The organism is Thiohalorhabdus sp. (genome assembly GCF_036628635.1).
GTDB lineage: Bacteria > Pseudomonadota > Gammaproteobacteria > Thiohalorhabdales > Thiohalorhabdaceae > Thiohalorhabdus.
This window is the reverse complement of record NZ_JAZKRM010000023.1, coordinates 1-16,688: the sequence shown is the minus strand read 5'-3', so window position 1 is coordinate 16,688 and position 16,688 is coordinate 1. Positions and strand designations below refer to the sequence as shown.

The 16,688-nt window shown below is 66.2% G+C and carries 19 protein-coding genes and 1 pseudogene; 16 read left to right on the top strand and 4 right to left on the bottom strand.

Going from position 1 to position 16,688, the window contains the following annotated elements:
- Positions 1-63: 63 nt before the first annotated feature.
- From V5A19_RS09010 to V5A19_RS08990, 5 genes are all read left to right on the top strand, one after another.
- Positions 64-1,287 (top strand): NnrS family protein, encoded by a 1,224-nt coding sequence (locus V5A19_RS09010; RefSeq protein ID WP_332318915.1) that lies wholly within the window; start codon positions 64-66, stop codon positions 1,285-1,287.
- 18 nt (positions 1,288-1,305) lie between these two features.
- Entirely contained in the window at positions 1,306-1,863 is a 558-nt protein-coding gene (gene hybE, locus V5A19_RS09005; RefSeq protein ID WP_332318914.1) for a [NiFe]-hydrogenase assembly chaperone HybE, read from the top strand.
- 6 nt (positions 1,864-1,869) lie between these two features.
- Positions 1,870-2,556 carry a deoxyribonuclease V gene (gene nfi / locus V5A19_RS09000; protein ID WP_332318913.1) on the top strand — a complete coding sequence of 229 codons (687 nt, stop codon included), beginning with the start codon at positions 1,870-1,872 and terminating at the stop codon, positions 2,554-2,556.
- A gap of 32 nt (positions 2,557-2,588) precedes the next feature.
- On the top strand, positions 2,589-3,389 hold the full coding sequence (mazG, locus tag V5A19_RS08995) for a nucleoside triphosphate pyrophosphohydrolase (RefSeq protein ID WP_332318912.1): 801 nt from the start codon (positions 2,589-2,591) through the stop codon (positions 3,387-3,389).
- Between the two features lie 88 nt (positions 3,390-3,477).
- On the top strand, positions 3,478-4,056 hold the full coding sequence (locus V5A19_RS08990) for an HNH endonuclease (RefSeq protein ID WP_332318911.1): 579 nt from the start codon (positions 3,478-3,480) through the stop codon (positions 4,054-4,056).
- Between the two features lie 48 nt (positions 4,057-4,104).
- Here the strand turns inward: V5A19_RS08990 and V5A19_RS08985 are convergent, their stop codons facing one another.
- The 3 genes from V5A19_RS08985 to V5A19_RS08975 form a co-directional block, all read right to left on the bottom strand.
- The gene (locus V5A19_RS08985) at positions 4,105-4,728 is read right to left on the bottom strand and encodes a methyltransferase family protein (protein WP_332318910.1); all 624 of its coding nucleotides are present in this window, start codon (positions 4,726-4,728) and stop codon (positions 4,105-4,107) included.
- 171 nt (positions 4,729-4,899) lie between these two features.
- Positions 4,900-6,306 carry an MBL fold metallo-hydrolase gene (locus tag V5A19_RS08980; RefSeq protein WP_332318909.1) on the bottom strand — a complete coding sequence of 469 codons (1,407 nt, stop codon included), beginning with the start codon at positions 6,304-6,306 and terminating at the stop codon, positions 4,900-4,902.
- Between the two features lie 372 nt (positions 6,307-6,678).
- Entirely contained in the window at positions 6,679-6,945 is a 267-nt protein-coding gene (locus V5A19_RS08975) for a hypothetical protein (RefSeq protein ID WP_332318908.1), read from the bottom strand.
- 123 nt (positions 6,946-7,068) lie between these two features.
- Between V5A19_RS08975 and V5A19_RS08970 the strand changes: the two genes are divergently transcribed.
- From V5A19_RS08970 to V5A19_RS08930, 9 genes and pseudogenes are all read left to right on the top strand, one after another.
- Entirely contained in the window at positions 7,069-7,473 is a 405-nt protein-coding gene (locus V5A19_RS08970) for a hypothetical protein (RefSeq protein WP_332318907.1), read from the top strand.
- Between the two features lie 25 nt (positions 7,474-7,498).
- Entirely contained in the window at positions 7,499-8,026 is a 528-nt protein-coding gene (locus tag V5A19_RS08965) for a cupin domain-containing protein (protein ID WP_332318906.1), read from the top strand.
- Complete coding sequence (locus V5A19_RS08960) at positions 8,023-8,922, top strand: S-methyl-5'-thioadenosine phosphorylase (RefSeq protein ID WP_332318905.1); 900 nt, start codon at positions 8,023-8,025, stop codon at positions 8,920-8,922. Before V5A19_RS08965 ends, V5A19_RS08960 begins: the two co-directional genes overlap by 4 nt.
- Positions 8,923-8,926: 4 nt before the next feature.
- Positions 8,927-9,466 carry an adenine phosphoribosyltransferase gene (locus V5A19_RS08955; RefSeq protein WP_332318904.1) on the top strand — a complete coding sequence of 180 codons (540 nt, stop codon included), beginning with the start codon at positions 8,927-8,929 and terminating at the stop codon, positions 9,464-9,466.
- Positions 9,467-9,470: 4 nt separating this feature from the next.
- Positions 9,471-10,565, top strand: coding sequence for an S-methyl-5-thioribose-1-phosphate isomerase (gene mtnA / locus V5A19_RS08950; RefSeq protein WP_332318903.1), 1,095 nt, complete (start codon positions 9,471-9,473; stop codon positions 10,563-10,565).
- Positions 10,566-10,570: 5 nt separating this feature from the next.
- Positions 10,571-11,207 (top strand): annotated as a pseudogene (locus V5A19_RS08945) (class II aldolase/adducin family protein).
- Positions 11,208-11,325: 118 nt separating this feature from the next.
- The gene (locus V5A19_RS08940) at positions 11,326-11,964 is read left to right on the top strand and encodes an SRPBCC family protein (protein WP_332318901.1); all 639 of its coding nucleotides are present in this window, start codon (positions 11,326-11,328) and stop codon (positions 11,962-11,964) included.
- A 31-nt stretch (positions 11,965-11,995) separates the two neighbouring features.
- Positions 11,996-12,403 carry a PA2779 family protein gene (locus tag V5A19_RS08935; RefSeq protein WP_332318900.1) on the top strand — a complete coding sequence of 136 codons (408 nt, stop codon included), beginning with the start codon at positions 11,996-11,998 and terminating at the stop codon, positions 12,401-12,403.
- Between the two features lie 10 nt (positions 12,404-12,413).
- The gene (locus V5A19_RS08930) at positions 12,414-13,379 is read left to right on the top strand and encodes a PA2778 family cysteine peptidase (RefSeq protein WP_332318899.1); all 966 of its coding nucleotides are present in this window, start codon (positions 12,414-12,416) and stop codon (positions 13,377-13,379) included.
- A 16-nt stretch (positions 13,380-13,395) separates the two neighbouring features.
- On the opposite strand, the gene V5A19_RS08925 is transcribed toward V5A19_RS08930, so the two are convergent.
- Positions 13,396-14,103 (bottom strand): arginyltransferase, encoded by a 708-nt coding sequence (locus V5A19_RS08925; protein WP_332318898.1) that lies wholly within the window; start codon positions 14,101-14,103, stop codon positions 13,396-13,398.
- Between the two features lie 177 nt (positions 14,104-14,280).
- On the opposite strand from V5A19_RS08925, the gene ilvB reads away from it, so the two are divergent.
- Positions 14,281-15,969 carry a biosynthetic-type acetolactate synthase large subunit gene (ilvB, locus tag V5A19_RS08920; protein WP_332318897.1) on the top strand — a complete coding sequence of 563 codons (1,689 nt, stop codon included), beginning with the start codon at positions 14,281-14,283 and terminating at the stop codon, positions 15,967-15,969.
- Positions 15,969-16,457 carry an acetolactate synthase small subunit gene (ilvN, locus tag V5A19_RS08915; RefSeq protein WP_332318896.1) on the top strand — a complete coding sequence of 163 codons (489 nt, stop codon included), beginning with the start codon at positions 15,969-15,971 and terminating at the stop codon, positions 16,455-16,457. Before ilvB ends, ilvN begins: the two co-directional genes overlap by 1 nt.
- Positions 16,458-16,688 lie beyond the last annotated feature (231 nt).

The following is a 16,688-nucleotide window of genomic DNA, read 5'->3' as shown; positions in this document are numbered from 1 at the left end:
GGGGACTCGGTTCAGCCTTGCCGGAAACCGCCGAAATCCAACCGGCAAGGGAGGCCGATCACCGTGGCCGACGGCGACCATGTCCGCGACACCCGACCCGCGCTCCTGCGCGAGCCCTACCGCCTGTTTTTTCCCGCCGGTGCCCTTTATGCCCTGGCCGTCATGGCGGGATGGGGCCTGTGGCTCCTCGAGCCCGGGAGCCGGTCTGCCGGGTGGCCGACCCCGGTGCTTGCCCTCGCCTGGATCCACGGCCACACTCTCATCTGGGGCGTTCTGCAGCTATTCATATTCGGCTTCGCCCTCACCGCCTTGCCCCGGCAATGTCGCCACGGCGAGGCCATTCCGCCACGGCGCTGGGTGGCCCTCCTGGTGGCCTTTCTTGTGGCCCAGGCCGCGACCTGGAGTGGAGCGCTCGGTCTCGGCGCCGGCTTGGCCGTCTCCGGGGCCGCCCTGGGTGGCGCCCTCATTCTGGTGGTGGCCGTGGGATTTGCCCGTTGGGTACCCGACGCCGGCAACCCCCACCAGCCCCGGTTCGCGGTTGGGGCCCTGGCCCTTGTCGGGGGAGCCGCCGTGGCCGATGCCTTAGCTTGGGCGACGACCGAGCCCGGGCTCCACAGCTGGGCCATCCGGGCCGGCCTTTACGGCCAGATGGGCCTGGCCCTGACCTTTCTGCACCGTCTGCTGCCCATGTTCGGCCGCAACGCCTTCCCCGGTTACCTGGGCGAGTCGGGCACCCGCTTCCTGCCCCTTCTAGGTGCCGGCCTGCTGGTCCGCCTGGCCCTGGCGGCCTTCCCCGGCGAAGCCCCCGCTGTCGTCGGCGGGGTGGTGGATCTGATTCTCGCCGGCCTGGTGGCATGGCAGGCCTGGCATTGGTCGCCCCAAACCGCTCTGCGGAATTGGCTTGTAGGGGCCAAGTTGGTACCGGTTGCCTGGTTCGTGATCGGCCTGGCCCTGTCGGGTGGGGTGGCGGTGGGAGCAGTATGGCCCGACGCTCACCGGGCCTGGATGCACGCCCTGGGCGTGGGGGGCATGGCGAGCCTGGGCCTAGTGTTCAGCACCCGTGTCAGTTTGGGCCACGCCGGTCGCCTTCTGGATCCGGATCGCTGGCTACGGACTGGCCTGTGGCTGCTCCAGGCGGCGGTGCTGGTGCGCCTCCTGGCGCCCCTCTGGACGATGCCGTACGGGGGCGGCATGATGAGCGCCACCCATTGGGCGGCCTGGCTGTGGCTCGCGGCCTTTGCCCTGTGGCTGGCCCGCCTGCTTCCGCGCATGGCGGAGCATTCCTGAATTCGACGGTATCCGGCAATGAGTGAACCGGCTGAGGCCCGCTGGGAGTTCCACAATGTACCCGACCCCGTCGCCGGCCTGGAGGCAGCCTACCAGGGGCTCCTGTTCGACCTCATGGGGATGGGTAATCCTCGCATCAACAACCGCCTGGAGGTGGCCGGGGAAGGGCCGGAGACGGTCGGGGAATGGCACCGGGTTATTCTGGTTACCCCCTGGACCGCCCAGCGGGTGTATTTGCCCGTGACGCCTTCCCGACCGGAGGCACTGCCGGACCCTGCCGATCTGGAGTGCGAGGACGACGGCCGGGTGACTCCGGGCGTGGAGGTGGCACTGCTCTTCGGCAGCGAAACCCGCGACCTGGAGGTGGCCTACGACCCCCGTTTGGGTCATCACCTCACCGAGGAGCTGCTGGCCAACATGGGTTCCTTAGGGGACAGCCAGGAAGCCCTGGCCTGGGCCCGAGAAATGGCCCGGCGGCTGGATGGCCGGGCGCCGTTTTCCGCCCGTACCGCCCCTCCGGAGCCCCAGCGGCTAAGCCGGCGCGACCTGTTCCGCCGTCTGCTCAACCGGGGCTAGGACCCGATGCCGGCGGACCCCCGCTTTCCCATCCGCCCCGAGGAGGCCCGCAAGCTTCAAGATGAACTGCGCTCCCGGGTGCGCCGGGAGCCCCTGAGCCCTTCGGTGACCAAGGTGGCTGGGGTAGATGCCGCTTTACTTAAGGATCGGGTAGTTGCGGTGGCCACCTTGCTGTCCTATCCCGGCTTGGAAGTCCTGGAGGAGGCCACGGGTCTTGCCCCGCTTGAGCTGCCCTATGTGCCGGGTCTGCTGTCCTTCCGCGAAGGACCCGCCGTGATGGAGGCCCTGGATCAGCTGAGACGGGCGCCGGACTTGGTCTTGCTCGACGGTCAGGGCATCGCCCATCCGCGTGGCCTGGGTATCGCCGCCCACATCGGGCTGCTGCAGAACCGCCCGGCAATCGGGGTTGCCAAATCGCGGCTGGTCGGGGAGGCCGACGAGGCGGCGCTGGGTCCCGATAAAGGCGCCCGCGTGCCCCTGAGCGTGGAGGGCGAGCCTGTGGGGGCCGTGGTCCGCACCCGCAGCCGTGTCCGGCCCCTCTACGTCAGCCCCGGCCATCGGGTCACCGTCGATGATGCGGTGACCTGGACCCTGGCCTGCTGCACGCGCTATCGCCTGCCCGAGCCCACCCGCCTAGCCGACAAGCAAGCCGGATGGCACAAGCGCCGGTTGCTAAGCGAGACGTCCGGCTAGGCCTGGATCACCCACTCCTGGAAGGATTCGCCATGAGTCACATCGATCGGCTTCTCGAGATCATGGAACGGCTTCGTAATCCCGAGGACGGGTGTCCCTGGGACCGGGACCAGACCTTCGGCTCCATCGTCCCCCACACCCTGGAGGAGGCCTACGAGGTGGCCGATGCCATCGATCAGGAGGATTGGCAGGCCCTTCCCGAGGAGGTCGGCGACCTGTTGTTCCAGGTGGTCTTCTACGCACAGCTGGGCAAGGAGGCGGGTTGCTTCGATTTCGGAGATATCGTGGCTGCCGCCAACGCCAAGTTGGTCCGTCGCCACCCCCATGTGTTCGGCGACGAGGAGGTTCGGGATGCCGCTGATCAGAGCCGGCGCTGGGAGGCCCACAAGGCCGCCGAGCGGGCACGCTCCCAAGGCGGTGACGGCAGTGTCCTGGATGGCGTTGCCGGCGCCTTCCCCGCGGTACAGCGCGCCGGCAAGCTACAGGGTAGGGCGGAGCGGGCCGGGTTCGAGTGGCCGCGGGACGAGGATTCGTTCGCCAAGGTGGACGAGGAGCTGGGCGAGCTTCGCCACGAGGTGGCCGAAGGGGCGTCCCTCCAGCGCTTGGAGCACGAGGCGGGAGACCTGCTGTTCGCTGCCGTGGGCCTGGCGCGCCGCCTGGGAGTGGACCCGGAGACAGCGCTGCGAACCTCCAACCGCCGGTTTGAGCGGCGGTTCCGCCACATGGAGAACCAGCTCACCCAGCAGGGTCTGGGAATGGAAGAAATGGAGCTGGACGACCTCAAGGTCCATTGGCAGGCTGCCAAACGGGCCACCGACGGGGCCGATGAGTGATCGCCCTCGGCCGGTTTTGCCATGCCTGGGTCGGGGGTTGGCGAATTTCGGGGAAAGCAGTAAGCTACCGCCAGAATGGAATGAGATCATGGTCCACACCCTGCTGCTCAATCCCGGAACCCGACCCCTTGCCTGGGCCACCTGGCAGGAACTGGTTATCCTGCATTGCCGGGGAATGGTCCAGCAGCCCATGGGGGAGGTGGTCTATTGGGTTCGGGGTGGCGTGGCGCGGGATACCGGGGAGCGCAGCCTGTTGGAGGTTCCTTCCATCGCGGTGATTTCGCAGGCCCGTCACCCCGGCGACCGGGTCCCCCTGCCGCGCCGGGAGAATCGCGAGCTCTACCAGCGCGACGACTGGACCTGCCTGTATTGCGGCGGTCGCTTTGACCGCCGGGAGCTTTCCCGCGATCACGTCCAGCCCCTCTCTCGCGGCGGTCTCGACCGCTGGGAGAATGTTGCCACAGCCTGCCGGCGCTGCAATCGGGTCAAGGGAAGCCGCATTCCCGAGGAGGCCCGGATGTCTCTGCTGGCGGTACCCTACGCCCCGGTCCACGCCGAATGGATGGTGCTTACGGGACGCGATATCCGTGGCGATCAGATGGAGATCCTGCGCGCTCACCTACCCCGAAGCAGCCCCCTCCGTCTGGACTCTCCCCGGGTCGCCTAAACCCCGACACCTGCCAGCCGCCGCCGTATTAACTCAAAGCTCCACCGGTCAGCAGCACGGTAGGGGATAGGCCGGCAGCCAGCCGCGGGCATGCGCCTCGGCTATGGCCCGAAAGGCTACATAGGCGGCAACGAACCAAAAGGCGTCGCCCAGTGCCGAGCGAAAATGGGCGGGTGAGGTCGTCACCCACTCCGGCTCCTGCCACGGCTGGTCCAGGCTCGGCCAGAAGCGGGGTACCTGCCGTTGATAGGCTTCGAAGGGTTCACCGTGCTTGCGGCGCAGCTTGGCCTCTTCCTCGGCGAAAACCCCCGGATAATAGAGGGCAAAGGCCATGACCAGCAACGCCAAAACGGTCGGATTGGCGCTGGCCAAGCCGAGTCCGATCAGGCCCAGTAAACTGAATAAATACAGCGGGTTGCGGGTGAGCCCGTAGGGGCCTTCGGTGACGACCTGCTGGTTCTTGTGCCCGCCGATGAACAGGGTCGAATGTAGGCGCCCGAAGATCCCGGCGGCTACCAATAGCAGACCCACCCAGGCCAGAAGCAGGGACGGCCAACCCCCGGTCAGCCAGGTGCTTCGGGTGGTCAGGGCGAGCACGATCGCCCCCAGGCCGATGAGCTGGCTGAGCCGGCGTCTGGTCCTGGTCTTGAATAGCGGGTGCTTGGTGCCCATGGGCCTTCGCGGGCGGTGGTTGGCGGGCTCGTCGACGAAAAACGGATTATAGGCGGAAGAATGCGAGGTTACAAATCCCTCGGCCCTCGCGGGGATCGTGGCGTGCGGGCTGGGTGTGGGCAGCGCGGATCATCCCGCTTCGGCTCGTTAGCTACCTCCGGTCCGACGGTCTCACAGGCGGTGGAGGTCCAGGCGCTCCGCCGGCTCGGGGCGCAGGATGCCTTCCTCGCCGCCGCGCTCGTCCCGCACACGCCGGGCGAAGGCGTCCATGGGGTGGTCCTCGCCGTGGACAAGGGCCACTGTTGGGTGGCCCTCGAACCCACGGAGCCAGCTCAGCAAGCCGTCGCTGTCGGCGTGAGCGGAGAACCCCCCCACGGTATGGACCGTGGCGCCCACCTCGACGGGTTCGCCCCAGATGGCCACCTCCCGGGCGCCATCCACCAGCTCCCGGCCTAGGGTCCCCCGCGCCTGGAAGCCGACGAAAACCAAATGGGCCTCCTCTCGCCACAGGTTGTGCTTGAGGTGGTGCTTGATGCGCCCGCCGCTGCACATGCCGCTGCCGGCCATGATAAGGGCGCTGCCGTGGAGCTCGTTGATGCCCATGGATTGGCGGGTGGTACGGGTGAGCTCGAGATTGGGGAGGTCGAACATGTGGCCGCCGTTTCCCGCGCTTAGCCGGCTGGCTTCGGCGTTGTAGACCTCCTCGTGGCGTCGGTACACGCTGGTGGCCTCGATGGCCATGGGGCTGTCCAGGAAAAGCTGCCAGTCGCCCACCCCCCAGTCCTCGTAATATTTGGTGAAGGCGTACAGCAAGTCCTGGGTGCGGCCCACGGCGAAGGTGGGGATCATGATATTGCCGCCGTCGCCCTTGGCGCCCTGCATAATCTCCGCCATCTCGGCCCAGGTGGCCTCCCAGGAGCGGTGCAGGCGGTCGCCGTAGGTGGTCTCCAGGACTATCAGATCGGCCTCTTCGACTTGCTCGGTGTTGCGCAAGATGGGGGCGTCGCGGTGCCCCAGGTCGCCGCTGAAGACCAGCTTGCGCTCGATGCAGTTTTCTTCCAGCCAAAGCTCGGCTATGGCCGAGCCCAAGATGTGGCCGGCATCGCGCAGGCGCATGTGGACTCCGGGCAGGATCTTGCGGATGACCCCGTAGTCCTCGGCCCTGAAGCGCCTAATGGCCTCCTGGGCGTCCTTGACGGTATAGAGCGGCTCCACGGGTTCCAGATGCCGACGCCGCCGCTTGCGGTTGACCGCTTCGGCTTCCCGCTCGTTGATGTTGCCGGCGTCCTTGAGCATGATCCGGCACAGGTCGCGGCTGGCCCGATGGGTATGGATGGGTCCCTGGTAGCCGGCCTTGACCAGCAGGGGCAGGCGCCCGGAGTGGTCGAGGTGGGCGTGGGTCAACACCACGGCGTCGATCTGGCTGGGATCGAAGGGGAAGGGCTCGCGGTTGCGCTCCTCGTCCTCGGGCGCCCCCTGGATCAGCCCGCAATCCACCAGGACGCGCTGGTTCCCCACCCGGATCAGAAAGCAGCTGCCGGTGACCTCCCGCGCTGCACCCAGGAACTGGATGTCCATATGCCCTCCGTCCGAAAAATGAAAATAGGCCGCCCCAACGGCGCGTCCTAGGGTATCAGAGGGCGGTGGCTAGAAAAGGCTAACCGCGGCCGGGAAGCGGGGATCTAAAGCCGGCGGGAATCTTCGCCGAGCGCTTCCTCACCCGGTTCCCGCTTCTGCGGAGGTCGTCCCGGCGCTTACGGCGGCGCCGGGTGGCAGTGCGGGTAAAGGGGCGCTTGGTCGGCATAATGGCTCCTCCGAATGGTCCGGGTGACGGTATTGGGGACCCATTGGAGGGGTGGCCGATTGCCGTTTTGTGACACCGGAGGCCTGCGACGGCAAAAAACGCCCCGGCACAGGACCGGGGCGTTCAGTCCACACCGAAGAGGCCGTTCAGACCGGGGCGGTCACCTTCTCGGAAGAGTGAACGGAGGGCTCTTCCGGCGGCGCCGATCCGGCATCGGCCAAGCGGTCATAGACCCGGGCTGCCAGGTCGGCCTGTTCCGGTTCCGGCAACTGCCGAATCTCCCGCTCCACAGCGATGCCCAGGTCCTGGGCGAACTGGCCGAGAACCGCCTCATTGTATTTGATGCCCGGATAGTAGCGCCGGGTGATCAGATGCAGCTTCATTTTGATGAGATCGCTTTCGCACACGCACATGGCTGCCTCCTTAGCGCCGGAAATGCTTAGATCTACTTTGCGCCAACGTGGCAGTGGATTCAACCGGGCTCGGCGCGAGCAGATAGGACCGTTACAATGTGAGTCCGCAAAAGGAGGTGGATCGTGGCCCAAGTGAGCCTTACTACCCAGGAGGTGGCCACCCTGGCCTGGTTTCTGGAGGCAGCGGTGGTGTCCCTGAAGGAGGCCCTGGAAGAGGCCGAGTCCGAGGGCGTGGAGGACGTGGTCCGGGCGCGAGATCTGTACGATTTGGAGACTCTGCGGGAGGCTTTCCAGGGGGCCATGGGCGAGGCTCTGGAAGAAAAGGCGACGCTGGAGCTGGCCCCCGGAAAGCTCGACCGCCTGGCCCGGCTCGCCGACGATGCGGCCCGCCTTTGCCGGGGGGAGACCCCGCGGCAGGACCTGGAGCTGCCGTCGACTCTGCCGGAGGCGGAAACCCTAGAAAAGACCCTGGTCGCGGTTCGGGACAAGGTCGTGGAGCATCCCGAATACACCGGCGACTTCAAGTAAATCCTCTGCGCTGGAACAGTTTGCCATGAGCCCGGATGCCGAGTACTGGATCGACAAGCTGGGGCTGAGCGGCCATCCGGAGGGCGGTTATTTCCGGGAAACCTACCGCTCGGCGGAAGCCGTCGGCGCCCACGCCCTGCCCGAGCGCCACGAGGGCCAGCGCGCCTTCCAGACCGCCATCCATTTCCTGCTTAAGAGCGACCAGAGGTCCGCCCTGCACCGGATGGCCTCGGACGAGATCTGGTTCTTTCACGCCGGCAGCCCGGCGGTGATTTACTGCCTGTTCCCCGACGGCCGGCGCGAGGACATCCGGCTGGGTCCCCATACGGATCGGGGCGAGGTACTGCAGGCAGTGATTCCCCACGGGGTCTGGTTCGGGGCCGAAGTGATCGAGCCCGATAGCTATGTCCTGGTGAGCTGCACGGTGGCGCCTGGGTTCGAGTTCGCCGACTTCCGGCTGGGGGGCCGCGGCGAGCTTGTGGCCCAGTTCCCTCACCATGTCGAGCTGATCGATCGTATGGCCACCGACTCCGACCGGAAAGGCGATTCATGAGCGAAGCGACGCATCCGGCGCCCATGCTGGGGGTCATCGGGGGCAGCGGCGTCTACAACATCGACGGTCTGGCGAATACGCGCTGGGAAACGGTGGAGACCCCTTTCGGCGAGCCCTCCGACGAGATTCTGCTGGGCGAGCTGGACGGCCTGCCCATGGCATTCCTGCCCCGGCACGGGCGCGGCCACACGCTGCCGCCCAACGCGGTCAACTACCGCGCCAACATAGACGCCCTCAAACGACTCGGCGTCACCGACACCCTGGCGCTATCGGCGGTGGGCTCGCTGCGCGAAGGCCTGGCCCCTGGCGCCTTCGTGGTGGTGGATCAGTTTATCGATCGCACCATCCAGCGGGACAAGTCCTTCTTCGGACCCGGCCTGGTGGGGCATGTGTCCATGGCCCGACCGGTGTGCGGCCGCCTGGGCGACATCCTGGAGGGCATCGCCCGCGGGCAGGACCTGCCAGTGGTCCGTGGGGGCACCTACCTGGCCATGGAGGGTCCCCAGTTCTCCAGCCTGGCGGAGTCCGAGCTCTACCGGGCCTGGGGCTGCGATGTGGTGGGCATGACCAACATGCCCGAGGCCAAGCTGGCCCGGGAGGCCGAGATTTGCTACGCCACCGTGGCCATGGTTACCGATTACGACTGCTGGCATCCCGACCACGAAAACGTCCAGGTGGAGGATGTCATTCGCATCCTTACTGACAATGCCAGCAAAGCCCGGTCCCTGGTGGCGGCTGTTGCCCGCGGGTTCGGGGAGCGCCCCGAGCCCTGCCCTCAGGGCTGCGACCGCGTCCTGGACGTGTCACTGATCACGCCGGCCCAGGCCCGGGATCCAGCCGCGCTTCGCCGGCTCGACGCCGTCGCCGGTCGTGTTCTCAACCACCAAGAGGGCTAGCCGAATGATCGATCCGGAAACCCTCCGGAGCCGCATCCGTGCCATCCCGGACTACCCCAAGCCGGGGGTTGTCTTCCGGGACATCACCACCCTGCTGCAGGATCCAGCCGGTTTCCGAGACACCGTGGACCTGCTAGTGGCGCCCTTCGCGCGCAATCAGGTGGACAAGGTCATGGGCATCGAGGCGCGCGGCTTCATCATAGGCGGCGCTGTGGCCCACCAGTTGCGGGCCGGGTTCGTGCCGGCGCGCAAGACAGGCAAGCTGCCCTGGGAGACGGTAAGCCAGGACTACGAGCTGGAATACGGCACCGACGCCATCGAGGTCCACACCGACTGCATCGCCCCGGGCGAGAAGGTCCTGCTGGTGGATGACCTGATCGCCACCGGGGGCTCGGCCGAGGCCGCCCTCAAGCTGGTGGAGAAGGTGGGCGGTGAGATCGTGGGTGCCTCCTTCGTGGTCGAGCTGCCCGATCTGGGCGGCATGCAGCGCCTGCGCGACGACGGCTACCAGGCCTCGGCGCTGGTCAGCTTCGAGGGCGATTGACCGCATGCTGGTGGACGGCGTCCCCTATCGCGCCATCTGGCTGGACGACGACGGCTGGTCGGTGCGCATCATCGACCAGACCCGGCTGCCGTGGGAATGGCACGTTCCCCGGTTGACCTGCCTATCCGAGGCGGCGGATGCCATAAGCGCCATGCGCGTGCGCGGGGCGCCCCTGATCGGTGCCACCGCCGCCTTCGGGCTGTGCCTGGGCCTGCGCGAGGACGCCTCCAACGCGGCCCTGGAGCAGGGCCGGGCCGAGCTGCTGGCCACCCGGCCCACGGCGGTGAACCTGCGCTGGGCGCTGGAGGTCCTGACCGAGTCGGTGCAGCCCTTGCCCCTTTCCGACCGAGTCGCCGCCGCCTACGCGCGTGCCGCCGCGATCGCCGAGGCGGAGGCGGCCACCTGCCGGGCCATCGGCGACCACGGCCTGGCCCTGATCCGCGAGGCCGCCGATGCCAAGTGTGAGGGAGAACCGGTAAACGTCCTCACCCACTGCAATGCCGGCTGGCTGGCGACCGTCGACTGGGGTACCGCGCTGGCGCCGGTCTACCGGGCCCATGATGCCGGCATCCCGGTCCACGTGTGGGTGGACGAGACCCGACCGCGCAACCAGGGGGCCTCGTTAACCGCCTGGGAGCTGGGCCGCCACGGCGTGCCCCACACCCTGGTGGCGGACAATGCCGGCGGCCATCTCATGGAGAGAGGTCTGGTTGATCTGTGCCTGGTAGGCACCGACCGCACCACCCGCAACGGCGACGTGGCCAACAAGATCGGCACCTACCTCAAGGCCCTCGCCGCCGCCGACAACAATGTCCCCTTTTACGTGGCCCTGCCCGGCTCCACCATCGACTGGGAGACGGCCAGCGGCGCCGACATCCCCATCGAGGAACGGGCTGCCGAGGAGGTGACCCACATCCCCGGCCGTACCGACGCCGGAGAGATAACCCGCGTCGCCCTGGGTCCGGAAGGGACTCCTGCCGCCAACCCCGCCTTCGACGTCACCCCGGCCCATCTGGTGACTGCCCTGGTTACCGACCGGGGGGTGTCCGATCCCACCACCGAAGCCCTCGCCGGGCTCTACCCGGAGCGGGCGGGGTGAGGCATCTGGCTCAGCGCCGGGCGGTGGTAGCGGCCCTCGCCGAGCTGGCCGAGCGCGGCCTCAATATTGGCACCTCCGGCAATGTCGGTCTGCGCGTTGAGGGCGGCCTGCTGGTCTCGCCCTCGGGGGTGGCGCCAGAGTGGCTGCGGCCTGGGGATGTGGTGGAGCTGGGCGCGGATGGAGCGGTCCTCGAGGGCCGGCTACCCCCCCACCAGCGAATGGCGCTTCCACCGCGACATCCTGGCCCATCGCGACCACATACATGCCGTTGTGCACGTCCATTCGCCCCGCGCCACGGCGCTGGCCTGCCTGCCCCGTCCCATCCCGCCATTTCATTACCTGGTGGCCCTGGGCGGCGGCAGCGACATACGGGTTGCCGACTACGCCACTCTCGGTACCCAGCAGCTTTCCGACAATGTCCTGGCTGCGTTGGCCGACCGCCGCGCCTGCCTCATGGCCAACCACGGACTGATCGCTCTGGGTACCGATCTCCCCAAGGCGGTGGCCCTCGCTCGGGAATTGGAGAATCTAGCCCACCAGTACCTGCTTGTCCTGCAGACAGGCCAGGAGCCCGCGCTCCTCACCGAGGAGCAGATGGCGGAGGTCCGGGCTCGAATTGCCTCCTATGGTAAGTCTTCTTGAGCCATGGCAATGGCTAGGTTCGCCCAGTTTGGCAGTGATCCGGAGGGAAAATGAGCGGCTTTCAAATGCGGGTGGCGGTAACCCCTTAAGATGCCCAGAATGGCCGTAGAGGCCAATCATGCGCATAACTGCCGCATTCGCATTACTGTCCCTTCTGGCCACCCAGCTGTGGGCGGCCGAACAGCTTGTAATGCGGGCGCTTACCGTAGAGCATGACGGGGAGGTTTATCAGGTTCGTCTGGAGGCGGTGGTGAATGTCCCGCCGGATCGGGTGTTTGGCCTGCTCACCGACTACGAACGGCTGGATCGGTTTAACCCCGGAATCGTGGTAGCAGAGCGCCTGGAAGGGGGTTCTGCCGAGGTGGATCGGGTCCGAACCGTACTGGAAGGATGCGTGCTTTTCTTCTGCCGACGCTTGGAGCGGGTGGAGACTGTACGGACCAATGACCAGCGGCGGATCACAACTCGGTTGGTGCCGGAGGGCTCGGACTTCCGTTCGGGAGAGACACGCTGGGTGCTCGCCGCGGTAACGGAAGGCACCCGGCTTCGTTTTCGCGCCAGGTTGCTTCCCGATTTTTGGGTGCCTCCGGTGATCGGTCCCTGGGCCATCGAGCGAGAGCTGCGCTCCAATATGCGGACAATGCTGGAGCGTCTAAAACGCTACGGCCGTTCGGCAGAGGGGCACACTAGGTCGAGGGATGTCTATCCCGAGAAATTGCGGCACCCTGGTCGGGTCGTCGATTCTCCGAATGGATGAGGATACGAAACGCTGGAAAGGGGTTGAAGCTATGGATGGCATTCGCTGGTTGGCTCGCTTTTTGGCCCTGCCGTTGGCCGTTGCCGTGTGCTGGACCGCCCTCGGCGCCGCCTCGGCCCAGGCCGGATTGGTCACCACGGAGGAAGTGGTTGCCAAGGAGGTTGCCGCTGCTGACCGCACCCGGGTCAAGGCCTATCTGGCCCGCCAGGATGTCCAGAGCCAGCTTCGGAAGCTGGGGATCGAGGCCGAAGAGGCCACGGCGCGGGTAGATGGGCTCACCGACGCCGAGGTCCAGCGGATCGCGGCCAAGCTGGACCAGCGGCCCGCCGGTGGCGATGCGCTGGGGACACTGGTGGGCGCGGGGGTCTTCGTGTTCGTCGTCCTGCTGATCACAGACATCGCCGGTGCCACGGATGTCTTCCCGTTCGTGAAGAAGTGACCGAGCGGAGGTGCCTCGGCTACGGCTCGTCCTCCTGGCAGCGGCGGTGGCCCTGCTAAGCGGCTGCGCCGATCTCCAGACCGAACAGCTAAAAGAAGACCCCGGCGACCTGCCGCCTCGGAGCCAGGTTGCCGGGGTGCCGTTCTACCCCCAGCAAGCGCACTATTGCGGCCCCGCCTCCCTCGCCATGGTCCTGTCCTGGGCCGGGGCGGAGGCTACGCAGGACGACGTAGCCGGACAGGTATTCACCCCGCAGAAAGAGGGTGCGTTCCGCGCCGATGTAATTGCTGCCGCCAGGCGCCGGGGTTACCTGGCGGTTCCCGTTCGGGGCATACCCGAACTGTTCGCAGAGCTGGCCGGCGACCACCCCGTACTCGTGTTTCAGAACCTGGGGCTGTCCTGGCTCCCCCAGTGGCATTTCGCCGTGGCAATTGGTTACGACCTGCCGGGGGGCGAGATCCGCCTGCATACCGGCGAGCATCGGGCCCGTGGGGTGGCCCTGGGAACCTTCGAGCGGACCTGGGCTCGAACCAACTATTGGGGTGTGGTGGTGCTGCCGCCGGACCGGCTTCCGGCCACGAAAGGAGCCGGGCGGGTGCTGGAAGCGGTGGTGGGACTGGAGAAGGCGGAGCGTTTCCGGTCCGCAGCCGCTGCTTACGCCGCGGCGACCCGTCGGTGGCCCGGGGAGCTGGGAGGCTGGGTGGGCCTGGCTAACGCCCGTTACCGCCTCGGGGATCTCCGGGGAGCGGTAGATGCCCTTCAGGCCGCTCTTGCCCACCATCCTCTAGCCGCAGATGCTTGGAACAACCTGGCGGTAGTCCTGGCTGAGCTCGGGCAGCGGCGGGCGGCCCTGGAGGCCGCGAGTCGCGCCGTGTCGACCGGTGGCGATCGCTATGCTACCTATCGGCAGACTCTGCGCGAGGTGGTGGGCTCGCCGAAGGACGAAGAGGGGCGCAAGGATGGGCAGTCCCCCTGAAGCCGGGCGGCAGGAGCTACGGGCCTTCATCGGGGGCCAATTGCCGCCACTGCTGTCCGGTCCATACCTCGGCCGGTCGGAAATGGCTTTTGTACGCCATCTTCGGGCTCTCCCGGATCCAGTAGCCGAGATAGACATGGGGAAGTCCCAAGGTTCTGGCCTGTTGGATCTGCCATAGCACCGCATAGGTCCCCAGGGATCGGCGGCTGGCCTCGGGGTCGAAGAAGGTATACATGGCGGACAGGCCGGTGGTCAGGAAGTCCGTTATCGCCACTGCCACCAAGTGACAGGTGGGGTCGCGAAAGGTCACCAAGTGCGTGTCCACCGGTGATTCCAGACAGGCCCGGGCGTAGTCGGCCGGGTCCTCGAAATCCATTTCGCCCCCCGAGTGGCGGACGCCCTGGTAGGTCTTGTAGAGGCGGAAGTGCTCCTTCCGGAAAACCGCTGGTTCGATGCCGACCGTGAGGTCGGTATTGCGCCGCCAGCACCTTCGTTGGCCCCGATCCGCCCGGAAGTCGTTGACGTCGATTCGCAGCGACTCGCAGGCAGCGCAGCCAGGGCAGTGCGGGCGGTAAAGGCGGTAACCACTGCGCCGAAAGCCGTACCGGATGAGCTCGCCGTAGAGGCTGGAATCCAGCGGGACGGTAGGGTCATAGACCGCAGAAACGGCCGTCCGGTCGGGAAGGTAAGGGCAGTCGTAAGGGAAAGTAGCGTATAATGTCATACCTTGCGGATGCCGCCTGAGCCTTGGTTGACACCCTAGATGGGCGGCCATAGGGTGCTTAAAATACGAAGATTTACCATTCTCGCGAATATCAGCCGGAATGGAAACGGGGTAACGTGGGGCTGCGACTGGTTCGGTTTTGGTCATCCCCCATCCGCATAGACACAGGAGCAGGTCGTGAAGCTCACTGGCGCAGAGATCGTCGTCCGATGCTTGCAGGAAGAGGGAGTGGATACCGTCTTCGGATACCCTGGCGGCGCGGTACTCCACATCTATGACGCCTTCTTCAAGCAGGACCGCGTGCGCCACGTACTGGTTCGCCACGAGCAGGGCGCCATCCATGCCGCCGAGGGATATGCCCAGGCCACCGGCAAGGTGGGTGTGGGCTTGGTGACGTCCGGGCCCGGGGCCACCAACGCCGTCACCGGACTGGCCACGGCGCACATGGACTCGGTGCCCATGGTGGTGATCTCGGGCCAGGTGCCCACGGCCATGATCGGCAACGACGCCTTTCAGGAGGCCGACACGGTGGGCATCACCCGGCCGTGCACCAAGCACAATTTCCTGGTCAAGAATGTCGAGGATCTAGCCGCCACCATCAAGAAGGCATTCTACATCGCCGCTAGCGGGCGGCCGGGCCCGGTGGTGGTGGATGTGCCCAAGGATGTCTCCGGGGCGGAGTGCGAGTTCGCATACCCCGACAAGATCGACATGCGCTCCTACAATCCGACCATCAAGGGCCACAGCGGTCAGATCAAGAAGGCGGTGGAGCTCATGAAGGGGGCCGAGCGCCCCATGGTCTACACCGGGGGCGGTGTAGTCCTGGGCGATGCCGCCGAGGAGCTGACCCAACTGGTGCGGAAGTTCAACTTCCCCATCACCAACACCCTCATGGGCCTCGGCGGTTATCCCGGCGATGATCCGCAGTTCGTCGGCATGCTCGGCATGCATGGCACCTACGAGGCCAATATGGCCATGACCCACTGCGACGTTCTGGTGGCCATCGGCGCCCGCTTCGATGACCGGGTTACGGGCAAGATCGAGCGCTTCGCGCCGCATGCCAAGATCATCCACGTGGACATCGATCCGGCCAGCATCTCCAAGAACGTGGAGGTGGACGTGCCCATCGTGGGTCACGTGCAGTCGGTGCTCGAGGAGATGAACCAGGCCGCCGACAAGATCGGTACCGGCGAACCCGAACGACTGCGGACCTGGTGGGACCAGATCCGTGAATGGCAGTCCCGGGATTGCCTCTACTACGATCGCGAGAGCGCCCTGATCAAGCCTCAGTACGTGCTGGAGAAGCTCTATGAGGTTACCGGCGGTAACGCCATCATAACCTCGGATGTGGGCCAGCACCAGATGTGGGCGGCCCAGTTCTACCACTTCAAGCGGCCCCGTCAGTGGCTCAACTCCGGGGGCTTGGGCACCATGGGGTACGGCCTGCCGTCGGCCCTGGGCGCCCAGATGGCTTATCCCGACGCGGCTGTGGCCTGCGTCACCGGCGAGGGCAGCATCCAGATGAACATCCAGGAGCTGTCCACCGCCAAGCAGTACCGCCTCCCGGTGAAGGTCATCAACCTGAACAACGGCTACCTGGGCATGGTGCGCCAGTGGCAGGAGCTCTTCTACGACAGCCGCTACGCCGAGTCCTACGTGGACGCCCTGCCGGATTTCGTGGCTTTGGCCGAGTCCTACGGTCATGTGGGTTTGCGTACCGACAAGCCCGGCGATGTTGAAGGCATGCTCCACGAGGCTATGAGCACAGATCGGATGGTGTTCTTGGACTTCGTTACCGACCCGGAGGAAAACGTCTATCCCATGGTCCCGGCCGGGGCCGGCCTGGATGAAATGGTGCTTGTCTGATGCGCCGGGTTATATCGGTCCTGCTGGAGAACGAGGCCGGCGCCCTGTCGAGGGTGGCCGGCCTGTTCTCGGCACGCGGCTATAACATCGAGGGCCTTTCGGTGGCCCCAACCGACGACGAGCAAGTATCCCGGATGACCATCGTCACTCGGGGGGACGAGCAGATCATCGAGCAGATCATCAAGCAGCTGCGCAAGCTGATCGAGGTGATCAAGGTCACCGACCTCACCGAGGGCGCCCACATCGAGCGCGAGATGGTGCTGCTCAAGGTCCAGGCCGAGACCGGCGAAGACCGCGCCGAGATCAAGCGCATCGCCGACATCTACCGCAGCCGCATCATCGACGTCACCGACTCCTCCTACACCCTTGAGGTTACCGGGGATGGCCAGAAGGTACAGTCCCTGCTCCAGCTGTTCGAGCCGGCCCGCGTGGTGGAGGTGGTGCGCACCGGCACCACCGCCATCGGACGGGGTGCCCGGGGGATGTAGGTAACGGCAGTTTTAAGTGTTCAGTTTTAAGTTTTAAATAAACCAAACCGGCGCCTTTGGCCCTTTCCTGCCCGAGGTCCGGTGAGGGCGTTTTTTGTTCAGGCTCCCGTCTGGAAAGACTGGCAATTCCCAAAAGGCCTAGTGCTTTTGATTTAAAACTGAACACTTAAAACTTAGGGATCGGACCATCAGGTAGGACCTTGTTAAGGTTGCCTGATGGCCCAGAATCAG